Consider the following 14,244-nt stretch of genomic DNA (forward strand, 5'->3'; position numbering starts at 1 on the left):
CCAGCTTCCACATCTGAGACCGCCGACGCGCTTGAATCTGCGAGCCGCGTTGCAGCGTTCAGGCGCGGTGTCTGACAATTTCATTCTGAATATCGAACACCGCGGCTATGTCTGCCAGCCATTCGATCACGCTTCGCACAAAGCTGCGCGGGACCAAGATGTCACAAGCGTCAGGTCCGTTTCGCAACAGCAGAACCGGTACATGATGTAAACCAGTCTGCAGCGCCCTCCTCGGACTTGCGCACGGTGAGTCCCAGTCGATCGCCACGGATCCTTTCAGAGCGTTGAAAGTCTGCGGCCCGCTCAGCTTGAGCCGCATTCTTCCTTCGCTGAGCGACAGCGAGCATCCAAGAGTGGGGTCGATGTTCCAGTCAACCTGCGGTCCTCCATCCGCGATCAGCCAAAACCGTCGTGGCGCAATACGAACGGCGAGCCACCCCGCGACGGCGACTGTCTCGCCGGCAACGGCCGGCAGCGCGGCGCCCAGCTGGCGTGACAGGTCGGCTTCGCATGCCGCTTGCGTTTCAGGCCAGCTCTCGACCTGGATTATCGTGCAGGCCGCGACGGATATGGCGGAGCCGGTTTCAACCATGAAGTCGCTCCCCCTCCGGGTCCAAGAATACTGGCGAGACCACGCTCGCGCGGACGGTCTCGTTTTTCATGGTGTGAACGGCCACCACCTCGTCTCCCACGGCGACATCGCCAGCGAGCAGCGCAAGACCGACATAGCCTTCGAGCGTCGGGCTATACGTCACCGAGGTGATGCGACCGCGGCCATGCCCCTGCCGGGCTTCGCCCTGCTTGAAGAGAATGGCGCCGCCGCTCAGGCGCGTTCCTGCCTCCAGGCATTTCAGCCCGACCAGACGCTGCCGGTTCGGCTCGCCAAGAGCAGGACGGCGGCGAAGCACGTCGCCGACGAAACCGGCGCGCTTTCCGACCATGCGGCCAAGACCGAGATCGTCGAGCGTCGTGCGGCCGTCGATCTCGGGGCCGGCGACATGACCCTTCTCGACGCGCAGCGCGCCCAGCGCCTCGACCCCGTAGGGCCTCAGCCCGAACGGCTCGCCGATCTCGATTAGCCGGCGCCAGGCGGCTTCGCCGGCGCTCGCGCCGACATAGACCTCGTAGGCCCGCTCGCCGGAATAGCTCAGCCGAATGATCCGCAGCGCCCGGCCTTCGAATTCCCCTTCAACGAAGCCCATATGCGGCAGGGCCTCGTTGGAGAGGTCGAGCGCAGGAAAGGCGGCGGCGAGAACTTGCCTGCTCCTCGGTCCGGCGACCGACATCGCCGCCCATTCGTCGGTCACGGAGGCGACGGCGACGCGCAGGTCCGGCCAGGCCGTGTCGAGCAGGAACTCCAGCCACGACATCACCTCGGCCGCCTTGGCGGTCGATGTGGTCATGAAGAAGCGGTGCTCGCCAAGCCTCGTCGTGGTGCCATCGTCGAAGACAATGCCGTCGTCGCGCAGCATGACGCCGTAGCGGGCGCGGCCGACCGGCAGCTTGGCGAAGCCGTTTGCGTAGACCCGATCGAGCAGCGTCGCGGCATCGGGACCCTGAATGTCGATCTTGCCGAGTGTCGAGATATCCATCAGTCCGGCGGCTTCGCGCACCAAGTGCATTTCCGCGACATAGGCCTCGTTCACGTCGCGGCCGGCGCCGCGGTAGAAATAGGGCCGCATCCATAGGCCGACCTCCAGCATGTCGGCGCCGTTGGCGACGTGCCATTCATGCATTGGCGTGCGGCGGGTCGGCTTGAAGTGATGGCCGACGGCGCGTCCGGCCAGCGCGCCGATTGCCACCGGCGTATAGGGTGGCCTGAAGGTGGTCGTGCCGGTCTCGGGGATGGTTGTGCCGCGCAAGGCTGCCATCGCAGAGAGCGCCGGGAAATTACTGGTCTTGCCCTGGTCCGTCCCCATGCCGAGCGTGGTGTAGCGCTTCAGATGCTCGACCGATTCATAGCCCTCGCGGTGCGCGAGCGCGATATCGCCGATGGTGACATCCATCTGGATGTCGACGAAGGCCTTGCCGCGCACCGCCGGAACATTGCGGAACGCGGCCGCGGATAGCTCCGCGGATTGAAGCTCGAGAGCGGCCGGCACGGGCTTCGTCTTGCCGCAAGAAACGGCCGCCTCGATGCCGGCGCGATGGCCGGTCTCGATCGCTTCCGCCGTGGTGTAACCGCCAGCCACGGAACCGGCGCCGAACTGGCCGGCCGCGAAGGGGCCGGGGGCAAAGCCGTCGATATCCTCGCGATAGACCGGCTTGGCGCCAAGCTGCGAGATGAGATGCACCGTCGGCGACCAGCCGCCGGAAACGCAGACCAGGTCGCAGTCGATCTCGGCCCCCATTCCGGCCAGCCTGGCCGACTTGACCGCGCGGCCGCCGCGCAGGTCGGCAATGTGCGTGCCGGCACGAACGACGATGCCGAGGCGCGAAGCCTCTGCCTGCAGGGCGGGCGCAAGCGTAGTCCGCAGATCCGCAACCGTGACCTGCGCTCCCGCAGCAGCGAGATCGAAGGCCGTGCGCCAGGCGCCGTCATTCGTCGTGGCGACCACCGCCTTCCTTCCGGGCAGGACAGCGAAGCGGTTGACATAGGTCCTGGCCGCCGAGGCAAGCATCACGCCCGGACGGTCGTTGTTGGAGAACACCAGCGGCCGCTCGATGGCGCCCGTGGCAAAGATGATCGCGCCGGCGCGCAGGATCGTGAACGCCTGGCGGGCCTGGCCGGCGGCCTGCGGATCGTCGCGCCGCTCGACAAGGCCAAGCACCTTGCCGTCGTAAAGGCCGACGGCGGTCGTTCGCGCCATGAGGCTGACGTTCCGGAAGCCCTTGAGCTCGGCTTCCATAGCCTGGAGCCAAGCGGCGGCCTCCGAACCGCGACGCTCGGAGAGAAGCTGCCCGCCAAGCCGAAAATCCTGCTCGATCAGCGCCACCCTCGCCCCGGCGTTCGCCGCGGCGCGCGCGGCGGATAGGCCCGCCGGCCCGCCGCCGACGATGGCGACATCGGCAAAGGCGTGGCGAACCTCGTAGCGGTCGGGATCCGGCTGCAGCCCGGCCTTGCCGAGCCCCGCCGCCTTGCGGATGAAATGCTCGTAGAACATCCAGGCACGACGGGTCGGACCCATGAAGGTCTTGTAGTAGAAGCCCGCGGACAGGAACGGCGCGAACAGGCTGTTGAGGCTCTGCACGTCGAAGGCGAGCGAAGGCCAGCGGTTCTGGCTCTCGACGACCATGCCCTCGGCGAGCTCCAGCATTGTCGCGGGCAGGTTCGGCTCGCGCCGTCCGCCGGTGCCAACCGTCACCAGCGCGTTCGGCTCCTCGGCTCCGGCCGAGAAGATGCCGCGCGGGCGGTGGTATTTGAAGCTGCGGCCGACGAGCGACACGCCGTTGGCGAGCAGCGCCGAGGCGAGCGTATCGCCCTGGAAACCGGTGAGGCTGCTTCCGTCGAAGCTGAATTCGAGCGGCCGGCCGCGATCGATGCGGCCGCCCTCGGCCAGCCGGTTGGAGTTGGAATTCATTGCGATGGTTTCCTGGCAGGTGGCTTCTTCGCAGACGGGTTCCGGGCGAGAGCGACCGAAGCGATCGAATGGTTGCGAGTATCGCGCTCCACGATCAGCCACTGCCGGCAGCCGAGGACGTGCTGCCAGTGTTCCCGGTGTGCTCCGGCCGGGTTCTTGCGGACGAAGACATAGCGGTACCAGGCCTCGAAATCCGCATCGTCATGCGCGGGGCGCATGACCGAGGCATCGCCGCCATAACGGAACTCGTCATGGTCGCGAGGGCCGCAGCAGGGACAGTCGATACGCAGCATATCTCGGCCTCCCTATTGCAGCCAGGCGAACGGACCGACGCCGGCCTCGTCGAGCGTGCGCCCCGTGCGGAAGCGCTCGAGGCTGTATGCGGCATTCAGCGGATGCGGCTTGCCAGTCGCGATCGTGTGCGCAAAGCACCAGCCGGACGCCGGCGTCGCCTTGAAGCCGCCGTAGCACCAGCCGCCATTGAGGTAGAGCCCGTCGATCGGGGTCGGGCAGATGATCGGGCTGGCGTCGGGCGTCATGTCCATCACGCCGCCCCAGTGGCGCAGCAGCCTGACCCGCGAGATGCAGGGCATCAGCGCAATCGCCGCTTCCGCGACCTCGCGCACGACGCCGAGATTGCCGCGCTGGGCGTAGGAATTGTAGCCGTCGAGATTGCCGCCAAAGACCAGTCCGCCCTTGTCGGACTGGCTGACGTAGAAATGGTCGGCGCCGTAGGCGACGACGTGGTCGACCATCGGCTTCAGCGGCTCCGTCACGAAGGCCTGCAGCACGTGGCTTTCGATCGGCAGCTCGAGACCTGCCTTCTGGCCGAGAACCGAGCTATGCCCCGCCACGGCCAAGCCGACCTTGCCGGCGGCGATCGGGCCCTTGGCCGTCTCGACGCCGACGATCCTGTCGCCGTCGCGCAGAAAGCCCGTCACCTCGCAATTCTGGATGATGTCGACGCCGTGCCCGTCGGCGGCGCGGGCGTAGCCCCAGGCGACGGCATCGTGCCGGGCCGTGCCGGCGCGGCCCTGCATGATCGCGCCGTGGATTGGGAAGCGAGCCGTGTCGGAATAGTCCAGATAGGGCACCAGGCGCCGGACGTCGTCGCGGCTCAGGATCTCGGCATCGATGCCGTTCAGCTGCATGACGTTGGCGCGGTAGCTGAAAAAGTCGAGCTGGTCGGCCGAATGAGCGGTGACGATCTGCCCCCGCTGCGAGAACATGACGTTGAAGTTCAGCGCATGCGTCAGGCTCTCCCACAGCTTCATCGAGAATTCGTAGAACTGGGTGTTTCCGTCAAGCAGGTAGTTCGAGCGGATGACGGTGGTGTTGCGGCCGACATTGCCGCCGCCGACATAGCCTTTCTCGATCACCGCGACGTTGCGGATGCCGTGGTTCTCGGCAAGATAGAACGCCGTCGCCAGTCCGTGCCCGCCGCCGCCGACGATGACGACGTCATAGGAGCGTTTCGGTTCCGGCGCGCGCCAAGCGCGCTGCCAGTGCCTGTGCCCGGCAAGCCCGTTGGCGAGGATGGAGAGGGCCGAATAGCGGCGCATCGGAGGCTTCTTGGGTTCTATTTGGCGAAGAGGCGGCGCGGGAAATCGCAGAAGGCTTCGACGCCGATCTCGGTGATGCGGATCGATTCCGAAATTGCGATGCCCCAGTCGTCCAGCCACAGGCCCGGCATGAAATGGATCGTCATGTTCGGCTCCAGCACAGTCTGGTCGATCGAGCGCAGCGAGATGGTCCGCTCGCCCCAGTCCGGCGGGTAGCCCAGGCCGATGGAGTAGCCGCAGCGCGAATCCTTGAAGAAGCCATGCCGCTCGATGGCCTTGGTCCATGCGGCGTGCACGTCGCGCGCACCGGCGCCGGGCTTCGCCACGCCGAGCGCCGCTTCCAGCCCCTCGACGACCACGTCCGCGGCCTTGCGCATATTTTCCGGCGGCTGGCCGAGATAGACCGTGCGCGTCAGCGGCACATGATAGTGGTGCCTGACTCCGGCGATCTCGACCGTCGTGCCGGCCGGCGAAGCGAACAGGTCGTCGCGCCAGGTCAGATGCGGACAGGAGGTGCCGACGCCGGTCGGCATCAGCGGCGCTATCGCGGCGTAATCGCCGCCAAAGGCCTCGGTGCCATGCGTGGCTGTGGCAAGAATTTCGGCGGCGGCATCACACTGGCGGACACCGGGGCCGATCACCTCGATCGCCCGCGCCATCGTCTTTTCGGCGATGCGGGCGGCCTGCTGCATCAGGTCGATCTCGGCGCCCGATTTCACCGCGCGGACCCAGTTGACCAGCGCGCCGGCGTCGACGAAGCGAGCGTTGGGCAGTTCCGCCTTCAAAATGTCGAGCGACTTCGCGGTGAAGTAGAAGGAGTCCGCCTCGACGCCGATCCTGGCGCGGTCGAGGCCGCGCTCGCTGATCACGCGCGCCACAGCCTGCAGCGGATGCTTCGCCTCGGACTGCACATGATCGTCGGAATAGCCGACGATGTTCTCTTCCGGCAGGATCGTCGTCAGCCGCGCGCCGTTGACGTCCTGGCCGCGTCCGATCCACACCGGATGCGCTGCGTCCTGCGCGACGAGCACGCCCTGATGGACATAGAAGGACCAGCCGTCATAGCCGGTGAGATAGTTGAGGTTGGCGGGCTCCGAGACATAGAGCGCGTCGAGCCCGGCTTCAGCCATGCGCGCCTTGGTCTTCGCCAGCCTGGCGGCGAATTCCTCCTTGTCGAACGGTGTGTTGTTCTTGCCGAACTGCATCGCCGATGTCCTCAGCGCACGGTCACGCCCGAGGGCGTCCTGGTCAGTACCTCGGCGCCCGAGGGACCCAGAAGCACCGCGTTGGACATGAAGAAATCGCCGCGGCCGGTGCCCATCAGCCAGGAGAGCACATGGAAGCTCATGCCGGTCTTGAGCACGATGTCGCTGTCGCGGCGCAGCCCCGTCACCTTGTTGCCGCCGGTCCAGCTCGGCGGCAGGCCGATGCCGACCACATAGCCGCAATGATGGCGGCGGTAGTGCGAGAAGCCGGCGCGGTCGACCACGCCCTGCCAGGCCGCATAGACGTCGCGGAACAGGACGCCCTCGCGCATCGCGCCGACGACCGCCGCAAAGGCGTCGGCCGTGAGCGCTGCCATCTCGTAGGTCTCCTTCGAGGCGTGGCCGAGATGGATGAGGCGACCGAGAGGCGCGTGGTAGCGGGCGACGCAGCCGGTCAGTTCGAGGAAGACCGCATCGCCGGCACCGAACCGGTCGCTCGTCCAGGTCGTATGCTCCTCGCCGAGCCGCCGGGTGGAACGGATGAACGGACCGAAGCCGGGAAAAGTGCCGCCGGCCTCGATCATCGCGCGCTCGGCTTCCGCCGCGACATGGCGCTCGCTCGCCCCCTCCCCGATCGCTTCGATCGCAGCCTGCGCGCCGGCGTCGGATACCTTGGCGGTCGCGCGCATCAAGGCCTGCTCTGCCGGGCTCTTGACCATGCGGATGTCGTCGATGATGCCGGATGTGTCGACCCAGCGCGCGGCGCTCAGGCGTTCCTTCAGCGCCTCGGCAAGCCCGTGCGGCAGGCCGGACGACCAGGACTCGATACCGACGGCGCCGAGCCTGCCAGAGAGCACCCGACCCAAAAGGTCGGCGACCGTCTCGCCGTCATGGTGCCCCTCGAAGCGCGCGTTCCTGACCTGATTGGCAATGGTGACCTTTTCCATGGCGCGCGTCAGCAGGATCATCTGGCCGTCGGCCGGAACGACCAGGATATGCGGCGCGAAATAGCCCCAGTGATCGAGGCCCGTCAGATAGAAGATGTTCTCCGGCGCGGAGACGAGAAGCGTGTCGATGCCCCGCCCGGCCATGGCATGCCGGACGGCGTCGCGGCGCCGGTCGAATTCCTCGCTCTCGAAATAGGGCGCGACCGCTTCGCCGTTGCTTTTGTCCAGCATAACTCCCCCTCCGGAGCCGTTGCTCCGCAGCTTCATTTTTGCTCGCCTTCGGTTGAGCCATGTTGTGTACAACTTCCGCCAATATCGGCCTCAGTTTTCGATGATGTCAAGGATTTTTCATTTTTCGAAGGCCATGGATGTGCACATCTATTGAAACGCAGCGAAAAACCTGCAACCATACGTTCAAGCTGCTCAATGCCGAAAAAAGGGGTCGGGTTAGGCGGCGGTTTCGCAAAAATGGGAGCAAGATGATGACGATCAGAATTTCGCGCCGCACCGCGCTTGGACTCGGCGCGGGGCTTGTCATGTTGTCCAGCACCGCAGCAGCGCTGGCCGACACGACGCTGGAGCGCGCCAAGAAGGACGGCTATATCCGGGTCGGCTTCGCCAACGAGGCGCCGTTCGGATACGCCACGCCCGACGGCAAGCTGACCGGCGAGGCGCCGGAAGTCGCCAAGGCGGTACTGGCCAAGATGGGCATCAAGCAGGTCGACGGCGTGCTGACCGAGTTCGGCTCGCTCATCCCGGGTCTCAAAGCCGGGCGCTTCGATATCATCGCCGCCGGCATGTTCATCAATCCCAAGCGTTGCGCCGAGATCAACTTCTCCGAGCCGTCCTACGGCATCGGCGCGGCGATGCTCGTGCAGAAGGGCAATCCGAAGCAGGTTAAGGACTTTTCGACCTTCAAGGACAATTCCAACCTCAAGCTCGCGGTCATGGCCGGAGCCGTCGAAGGGGCGGAAGCCAAGGATGCTGGCGTCTCTCAAGGCCAGCTCGTGGTCTTGCCGGACCAGTCAAGCCTGGTTGCCGCGGTTCAGTCGGGCCGCGCCGACGCCGCGGCGCTGACGGCGCTGTCGATCGCCGAGATGGCCAAGAAGGCCGACGGTGTCGAGTCCACCAAGCCCTTCGGTGAGGTGAACGGAAAGTCGGTGAAAGGTCATGGCGGTTTCGGATTCAGGAAGGAAGATACCGACCTGCAGAAGGCCTTCAACGCCGAGCTGAAGAAATTCATCGGCTCGCCCGAACACGTCGCCCTGGTCGAGCCGTTCGGCTTCGGCAAGGACTATCTGCCGAACAAGACCACCGCCGAGCTCTGCGCCGGCAAGTAAAAGTCCCAACTCCGGGCGGCGCTTCGGCGCCGCCTTTTTTCTTCGGAGAGGCAGATGGGCATCCGGACGCTTGTTGGCATGCTGGTTGCCGCATTGGCGGTGATCGGCCTGCTCGCCACGCAGACCTCCTACAGCCTGTTCCTGCCGGGACTGCTGCAGGGAGCGCTGCTGACCATTGAAATCGCCGTGCTGGGGAGCGTGCTGGCCGTGGTGATGGGCGTCTTGGCGGCGCTTGCCCGCCTCTACGGGGCGGCACCGCTGCGCTGGCTGGCGACGGTCTATGTCGAGATCTTTCGCGGCACCTCCGCGCTGGTGCAACTCTTCTGGCTGTTTTTCGTGTTGCCGCAATTCGGCTTGCTGATGGATGCCTTTACGGTGGCCGTGCTGGCGCTGGGCCTCAATGTCGGCGCCTACGGATCGGAAGTGGTGCGCGGAGCGATCCTGGCGGTAGCGCCCGGCCAGTGGGAAGCCTCGATCGCCCTCAACATGAGCCGCGCCCAGATGCTGCGCAGGATCATCCTGCCGCAGGCTTTCGTCGCCATGATCCCGCCCTGGGGCAACCTGTTCATCGAGCTCCTGAAGTCGACGGCGCTGGTGTCGCTCATCACGCTGACGGACCTCGCCTTCAAGGCGCAGCAGATGAACCAGAGCACGCTGAAAACCGTCCCGATCTTCACGCTGGTGCTTCTGATCTATCTCGTCATGTCGCTCGCGATCACGATCGGCATGCGGTTTCTCGAGCAGCGGGCGTCCGCCGGGCTCTCGCGAGGGAGGGCCGCCTGATGTGGGATTGGTCCTTCGCGCTCGAAATCCTGCCGACGCTGGCAAGTGCCGCGATCATCACCATCGAGGCGACGCTGATCGGCTTCGTCATCGCGGCCCTGCTCGGTCTGGCGCTCGCCCTGGTGCGCATCGCCATACCGTGGACGGCCTGGCCGATCTCGGTGCTGGTCGAGCTGATCCGCTCGACGCCGCTGCTTATCCAGATCTTCTTCCTCTATTTCGTGTTTCCCAAATTCGGCGTGGTGCTGGACGCCTTCACCGCCGGCGTGATCGCGATCGGACTTCATTATGCGGCCTACTGCTCCGAAGTGTACCGCGCCGGGTTCGACAACATCCCGCGCGGCCAATGGGAGGCGTCGATCGCGCTCAACCTGCCGCAATGGGCGACCTTTCGCGATATCATCATCCCGCAGGTCATTCCGCCGATCGTTCCGGCGCTCGGCAACTACCTGGTCGCGCTGTTCAAGGAGACGCCGCTGCTGTCGGCCATTGCCGTTCTCGAACTGATGCAGACGGCCAAGATCATCGGCTCCGACACCTTCCGCTACACTGAGCCGATGACGCTCGTCGGCCTGTTCTTCCTGGTGATGAGCCTAGTCTCGGCCGCGCTCATCCGTATTCTGGAACGCCTGCTCAACCGGAGGACTCCACGATGACGGACCAGCCCATGGTGCGCTTCGACAATGTGTCGAAACGTTATGGCGCGCTGACGGTTCTCGACGGGCTCAGCCTCGACATTGCGCGCGGCGAAAAGGTGTCGATCATCGGACCTTCCGGCTCCGGCAAGACGACGGTACTGCGCATGCTGATGACGCTGGAGACGATCAATGATGGCGTCATCTGGGTCGAAGGCGAGCCGCTCACGCATATGGACAAGGGCGGCAAGCTGGTTCCCGCCAATCTCGCCCATATCAGGCGGGTACGGGCCAAGATCGGCATGGTGTTCCAATCGTTCAACCTGTTCCCGCATATGAGCGCCATGGCCAATTGCATCGAGGCGCCGATGACCGTGCTCGGCATGAAGCGCGCCGACGCCGAGGCGCGGGCGGCCGAGTTGCTCGACATGGTCGGCCTGTCGCAGAAGAAGGCCCACTATCCCTCGCAGCTCTCCGGCGGACAGCAGCAGCGCGTCGCGATCGCGCGGGCGCTCGCCATGCGGCCAAAGATCATGCTGTTCGACGAGGTGACATCGGCGCTCGACCCCGAGCTTGTCGGCGAAGTGCTGCAGGTGATAAGGCAGATCGGGCGGGAGCATGACCTCACAATGCTGATGGTCACCCATCAGATGGGTTTCGCGAAGGAATTCTCCGACCGGGTCTGCTTCTTCTACCAGGGCAAGATCTGCGAGCAGGGACCTCCAAGCGAGCTGTTCGGCGCGCCGAAGAACGAACGGACGCGGCAATTCCTGCGCGCGGTGCTGGAGGCGGGATGACCCGCAACGACGATGCGGCGATAGAGCAGGCCACGATCGGTCCAACGCGACCGCCTTCGGCGCGGGAGAGATCGGAACGCATCTACAGGATTCTGCGCGACCGTATCTGCCTGCTCGACTATCCCCCTGGGAACCACCTTTCGGAAGAAGAGCTCGCTCAGGAGTTCGAAGTCAGCCGGACTCCGGTCCGGCGGGTCCTTGCGCGTCTGGAATCGGAAGGCCTGGTCCAGTCGGTCCATGGTGTCGGCACGATCGTCACCGACGTCGACATCGAGGAATTGGAACAGGTCTACCATTTGCGCATGGAGCTGGCGGAATTGATCGGCAAATTGTCGCCAATTCCGCGGACCGGTGCCGATCTCGACCGCATACGCGCGCTGATGGAGCGCTGCGACGCCCACATCCTTCATCCGGACCAGCGCGCCTTCCTGCGGCTCAACATGGATTTCTTCTATGAGCTGAGCGCGATGACCGGAAACCAGCCGCTGCGCGACATCAGCGAGCGGCTCTATTTCCAGGTCGCACGGGTCGTCTTGAAAATGATGCCGCGGCTTGGCCTGGCCGAGGAGTTCGCCGCGTTCCGCCGGGAAATCGCGGAGGTGCTCGCGGCGGCCGAAATCGGCGACTGGGCTTCGATCGGACACATCAGGCGGGCGCATATCTCGATGAGCTTTCGGCGGATGATGCTTCACCGAAGCGACAAAGGGGAGAATTTTGCGTAAAGACGATTGGATCGATATCTTGGGGATCAACTCGCATATAGCAGTCTTCGACTTCAGATCCGGCGTGACGACGCTCTCAAAAGCAGATGCTTCAGCGATTGAGCACGATGTAGATAGATAGATTACCAGCTTCCTTGCCGAGGTTTTCTATGAGCGAGCAAAATCGATGTTCCTGGCGGGAGCGCATGACGATCCTCGGCGATATCGAGGTGGCATCCTTTCTTCCGTGGATCGAGCGTCATGCCGCCAAGCTCGGGCTCGCGCATGCGATATGCGTTGCCGGTCCCGACCGCATTGAACTCGACATTGCCGGTCCGGCCGAACTCATCGACATGATGGAGATGGGGTGCTCTCTTGGACCAATCGATGTCTGGGTCGAGACCATCCGCCGGGCGCCGATCGAGTGCGAATCGGGCTAGGTTTCTGGGCCTGCGGCCCTCTGGCTGCCGAAGTGTCATGCACCTTTTTTAGGCATTATTGCCAGTGAGGAAATGTTGTGCAAACGTAACCCGGCGTATTAGCATATCCTTGACCGCGAAGCTTCGATTGGGAAGATGCTGGTGCCGTTTTGAAAGTTGATGCATGCCGTCCTATCCCACCGGCTCATGGATGCCTGTTGCCCTCTCCGCGGACTTGCCGGCGGGAACCGTTATGCCGGCGCAATCCCCGGCCGGACCGGTTGCCCTTTGGCGAACCCGCTCCGGCCGTGCGGCGGCCTTCGCCGACAGATGCCCCCATCGCGGCATGCGCCTTTCCCACGGCTTCGTACGCGGTGAGACCCTGGCCTGCATCTATCACGGCTGGAGCTACGCCAAGGCGGGAAACTGCCAGCGCATTCCGGCCCAACCGGCATTGACGCCGCCGGACACGATTCGTGTCGCGACACAGCACGTCGAGGATGGCGGCGGCATCATCTGGATTTCGGTTGGCGAACCCGCCGCCGGGCCGCCGCGGTTCGAGGGCCTTGCGCCGCTCCGCTCCATGGTGGTGGAAGCCGGCATCGTGGCGCTGGAGGCGGCCGCGGGCACGAAAGCCGCTGGAGGCCTGCTCGACTACACCTATGATGACCGGACCGTCTGGCTGCTGCTTGCTCCCGATGGGCAGGCGCGCACGCTGATGCATGTTTTGGTGGACGAGGACAGCAATCCGGACGAGCGTATCGCCGCGTCGAGGGCCGCCGAGGCGCTGCGGCGGGCGGCCGAGGATATTGCACGCGCCGGGACCGCCCGATGACCCGCAACACGATGCTCGACGGATGGTACCCTGTCGGCCTTGCTAGCCAGCTCGATGCGCATGGGCGCAGGACGGCCCTGATGGGCGAGCCGATCGCGGTGAGGCGCGGCGAAGATGGAAACGCGAAGGTCACGGACGGCAACGGACGTGACCTGCCGGCCTGCATCCGCTATGGCCATGTCTGGTCATCGCTCGGTGATCCACAAAAGCCGCTGTTTGCGATCCCCGAGGCCGATCAGCCGGGCCGCCGGCTCGTCGATGTCGGGGTGGTGCGCGTGCGCTGTTCGCCATTGCGTGCGGTGGAGAACTTCCTGGACATCGCGCATTTTCCTTTCGTGCACACCGACATACTGGGAGCCGAGCCGCATACGGAGGTGCAGAACTACAAGGTCGAGATCCGAGAGGACGAAGACGAGGTTTGGGCCACTCAGGTGAAGTTCTACCAGCCGCAGGCCGCCAAGTCGGCGGAAGGTGGCATCACCACGGAATACATGTACCGCGTGCCCGCGCCGACCTGCTCGGTGCTCTACAAGACCTGCCCGCCTCGCCCGGCGGAATGGGACGTCATCACACTTTTCGTGCAGCCACTTGCCGAAGACCTGTGCGACGTCTGGCCATGGATGGCGCTGTTCGATGACGAAACACCGATGACCGACCTGATCCATTTCCAGCAGACGATCTTCGTTCAGGACCGGTCGATCCTCGAAAACCAGATTCCGACGCTGCTCCCGCTCGATCCCGGCATGGAGATTCCCACGCGCGCCGACCTTACCTCGGTTGCCTACCGGCGCTGGCTGAAACGCCACGGCTACACCTACGGCGCGCAACTGGTGGCGCAATGAAGCTCTACGACTACACGCTGTCGCCGAGCTGCTACAAGGTGCGCCTCATGGCTGCGCTGATCGGGGTGACGCTCGACATCCGTCCCGTCGACTTCCATCCCGGTCGCGAGCATCGCGGTCCTGAGCTCATGGCGCTCAATCCGGCGGGTTCGATCCCGATCCTGGAGGATGGCGACCTCGTGCTGACCGAATCCTCGGCCATGCTGGTCTATCTCGCCGCGAAGGCGGCACCCCAATGGCTGGGCAACGATACGGCCGGGCGGGCGGCGCGCGTCCAGCAATGGCTGTCTTTCTCGCACCGGCTGACCGCGAGCCTTGGGGCGGCGCGCTTGCACGAGATGCTGCTGCGGCCGGGCAATATCGCCGCCCTTCGGGAGCAGGGAATAGCGGCCCTGCGGGAGCTGGAAGCCGGTCTCGTCGAACAGCATATCCGCGGCCACCGCTTCCTCGCGTCGGATCGACCGACGATCGCCGACATTGCCTGCTTCCCCTATGTTGCGCTGGCGCCGGACGGCGGCGTTTCGCTCGACCCCTATCCCGCGATCCGGCTCTGGTCACGGGCGGTCCGCAGTCTCGAGGGTTTCATCGAGATGCCGGGCATCCACCGGCTGCACGAATTGACACCCGCGCCCGTCCTCGAAGTCGGCGAGGCCTGAC

15 protein-coding genes are annotated in these 14,244 nt (G+C 65.0%); 9 read left to right on the forward strand and 6 right to left on the reverse strand.

The annotated features are described in order from the left end of the window. Positions 1–58: 58 nt before the first annotated feature. The 6 genes from FJ419_RS11140 to FJ419_RS11165 are packed head-to-tail and all read right to left on the reverse strand — an operon-like array spanning position 59 to position 7,466. Positions 59–592: a sarcosine oxidase subunit gamma gene (locus FJ419_RS11140; RefSeq protein ID WP_140691420.1), complete on the reverse strand. Its 534-nt coding sequence runs from the start codon at positions 590–592 to the stop codon at positions 59–61. Beyond that, the gene (locus FJ419_RS11145) at positions 585–3,521 is read right to left on the reverse strand and encodes a sarcosine oxidase subunit alpha family protein (RefSeq protein WP_140691423.1); all 2,937 of its coding nucleotides are present in this window, start codon (positions 3,519–3,521) and stop codon (positions 585–587) included. Before FJ419_RS11145 ends, FJ419_RS11140 begins: the two co-directional genes overlap by 8 nt. Further along, positions 3,518–3,814 (reverse strand): sarcosine oxidase subunit delta, encoded by a 297-nt coding sequence (locus FJ419_RS11150; protein ID WP_140542687.1) that lies wholly within the window; start codon positions 3,812–3,814, stop codon positions 3,518–3,520. Before FJ419_RS11150 ends, FJ419_RS11145 begins: the two co-directional genes overlap by 4 nt. A gap of 12 nt (positions 3,815–3,826) precedes the next feature. Continuing rightward, on the reverse strand, positions 3,827–5,083 hold the full coding sequence (locus tag FJ419_RS11155; RefSeq protein ID WP_140542686.1) for a sarcosine oxidase subunit beta family protein: 1,257 nt from the start codon (positions 5,081–5,083) through the stop codon (positions 3,827–3,829). A 17-nt stretch (positions 5,084–5,100) separates the two neighbouring features. Next, positions 5,101–6,288, reverse strand: coding sequence for a M24 family metallopeptidase (locus FJ419_RS11160; protein ID WP_140691426.1), 1,188 nt, complete (start codon positions 6,286–6,288; stop codon positions 5,101–5,103). 11 nt (positions 6,289–6,299) lie between these two features. Next, on the reverse strand, positions 6,300–7,466 hold the full coding sequence (locus FJ419_RS11165) for a Xaa-Pro peptidase family protein (RefSeq protein WP_140691430.1): 1,167 nt from the start codon (positions 7,464–7,466) through the stop codon (positions 6,300–6,302). A gap of 251 nt (positions 7,467–7,717) precedes the next feature. Between FJ419_RS11165 and ehuB the strand changes: the two genes are divergently transcribed. The 9 genes from ehuB to FJ419_RS11210 all read left to right on the forward strand — a co-directional run bounded on the left by ehuB (position 7,718) and on the right by FJ419_RS11210 (position 14,243). After that, entirely contained in the window at positions 7,718–8,575 is an 858-nt protein-coding gene (gene ehuB, locus FJ419_RS11170) for an ectoine/hydroxyectoine ABC transporter substrate-binding protein EhuB (protein ID WP_246679181.1), read from the forward strand. Positions 8,576–8,629: 54 nt separating this feature from the next. Further along, positions 8,630–9,358 carry an ectoine/hydroxyectoine ABC transporter permease subunit EhuC gene (gene ehuC, locus FJ419_RS11175; protein WP_140542682.1) on the forward strand — a complete coding sequence of 243 codons (729 nt, stop codon included), beginning with the start codon at positions 8,630–8,632 and terminating at the stop codon, positions 9,356–9,358. Then, positions 9,355–10,014 (forward strand): ectoine/hydroxyectoine ABC transporter permease subunit EhuD, encoded by a 660-nt coding sequence (ehuD, locus tag FJ419_RS11180; protein WP_140542713.1) that lies wholly within the window; start codon positions 9,355–9,357, stop codon positions 10,012–10,014. The genes ehuC and ehuD overlap by 4 nt, the downstream gene beginning before the upstream one ends. Continuing rightward, positions 10,011–10,790 carry an ectoine/hydroxyectoine ABC transporter ATP-binding protein EhuA gene (ehuA, locus tag FJ419_RS11185; protein WP_140542681.1) on the forward strand — a complete coding sequence of 260 codons (780 nt, stop codon included), beginning with the start codon at positions 10,011–10,013 and terminating at the stop codon, positions 10,788–10,790. Before ehuD ends, ehuA begins: the two co-directional genes overlap by 4 nt. Beyond that, a complete protein-coding gene (locus tag FJ419_RS11190) occupies positions 10,787–11,512 on the forward strand; it encodes a GntR family transcriptional regulator (protein WP_140691436.1) in 726 nt (241 codons plus the stop codon). The genes ehuA and FJ419_RS11190 overlap by 4 nt, the downstream gene beginning before the upstream one ends. Before the next feature lie 185 nt (positions 11,513–11,697). Next, positions 11,698–11,931, forward strand: coding sequence for an acylphosphatase (locus tag FJ419_RS11195; RefSeq protein WP_246679182.1), 234 nt, complete (start codon positions 11,698–11,700; stop codon positions 11,929–11,931). Positions 11,932–12,094: 163 nt separating this feature from the next. Then, complete coding sequence (locus tag FJ419_RS11200; RefSeq protein WP_140691443.1) at positions 12,095–12,745, forward strand: Rieske 2Fe-2S domain-containing protein; 651 nt, start codon at positions 12,095–12,097, stop codon at positions 12,743–12,745. Next, complete coding sequence (locus FJ419_RS11205) at positions 12,742–13,587, forward strand: aromatic ring-hydroxylating dioxygenase subunit alpha (RefSeq protein ID WP_140691446.1); 846 nt, start codon at positions 12,742–12,744, stop codon at positions 13,585–13,587. Before FJ419_RS11200 ends, FJ419_RS11205 begins: the two co-directional genes overlap by 4 nt. After that, a complete protein-coding gene (locus FJ419_RS11210; RefSeq protein ID WP_140691449.1) occupies positions 13,584–14,243 on the forward strand; it encodes a glutathione S-transferase family protein in 660 nt (219 codons plus the stop codon). The genes FJ419_RS11205 and FJ419_RS11210 overlap by 4 nt, the downstream gene beginning before the upstream one ends. Position 14,244 lies beyond the last annotated feature (1 nt).

Source organism: Mesorhizobium sp. B2-6-2, assembly GCF_006440615.1.
Taxonomy (GTDB): Bacteria; Pseudomonadota; Alphaproteobacteria; order Rhizobiales; family Rhizobiaceae; genus Mesorhizobium.

What these genes read in the sequence shown, in the direction of transcription:
- FJ419_RS11195 (WP_246679182.1), top strand. Translation starts at nt 11,698, where the DNA reads ATGACGATCCTCGGCGATATCGAGGTGGCATCCTTTCTTCCGTGGATC.
- FJ419_RS11140 (WP_140691420.1), bottom strand. Translation starts at nt 592, where the DNA reads ATGGTTGAAACCGGCTCCGCCATATCCGTCGCGGCCTGCACGATAATC.
- FJ419_RS11210 (WP_140691449.1), top strand. Translation starts at nt 13,584, where the DNA reads ATGAAGCTCTACGACTACACGCTGTCGCCGAGCTGCTACAAGGTGCGC.
- ehuB (WP_246679181.1), top strand. Translation starts at nt 7,718, where the DNA reads ATGACGATCAGAATTTCGCGCCGCACCGCGCTTGGACTCGGCGCGGGG.
- FJ419_RS11150 (WP_140542687.1), bottom strand. Translation starts at nt 3,814, where the DNA reads ATGCTGCGTATCGACTGTCCCTGCTGCGGCCCTCGCGACCATGACGAG.
- FJ419_RS11205 (WP_140691446.1), top strand. Translation starts at nt 12,742, where the DNA reads ATGACCCGCAACACGATGCTCGACGGATGGTACCCTGTCGGCCTTGCT.
- FJ419_RS11160 (WP_140691426.1), bottom strand. Translation starts at nt 6,288, where the DNA reads ATGCAGTTCGGCAAGAACAACACACCGTTCGACAAGGAGGAATTCGCC.
- ehuA (WP_140542681.1), top strand. Translation starts at nt 10,011, where the DNA reads ATGACGGACCAGCCCATGGTGCGCTTCGACAATGTGTCGAAACGTTAT.
- FJ419_RS11165 (WP_140691430.1), bottom strand. Translation starts at nt 7,466, where the DNA reads ATGCTGGACAAAAGCAACGGCGAAGCGGTCGCGCCCTATTTCGAGAGC.
- FJ419_RS11145 (WP_140691423.1), bottom strand. Translation starts at nt 3,521, where the DNA reads ATGAATTCCAACTCCAACCGGCTGGCCGAGGGCGGCCGCATCGATCGC.
- FJ419_RS11190 (WP_140691436.1), top strand. Translation starts at nt 10,787, where the DNA reads ATGACCCGCAACGACGATGCGGCGATAGAGCAGGCCACGATCGGTCCA.
- ehuC (WP_140542682.1), top strand. Translation starts at nt 8,630, where the DNA reads ATGGGCATCCGGACGCTTGTTGGCATGCTGGTTGCCGCATTGGCGGTG.
- FJ419_RS11155 (WP_140542686.1), bottom strand. Translation starts at nt 5,083, where the DNA reads ATGCGCCGCTATTCGGCCCTCTCCATCCTCGCCAACGGGCTTGCCGGG.
- FJ419_RS11200 (WP_140691443.1), top strand. Translation starts at nt 12,095, where the DNA reads ATGCCGTCCTATCCCACCGGCTCATGGATGCCTGTTGCCCTCTCCGCG.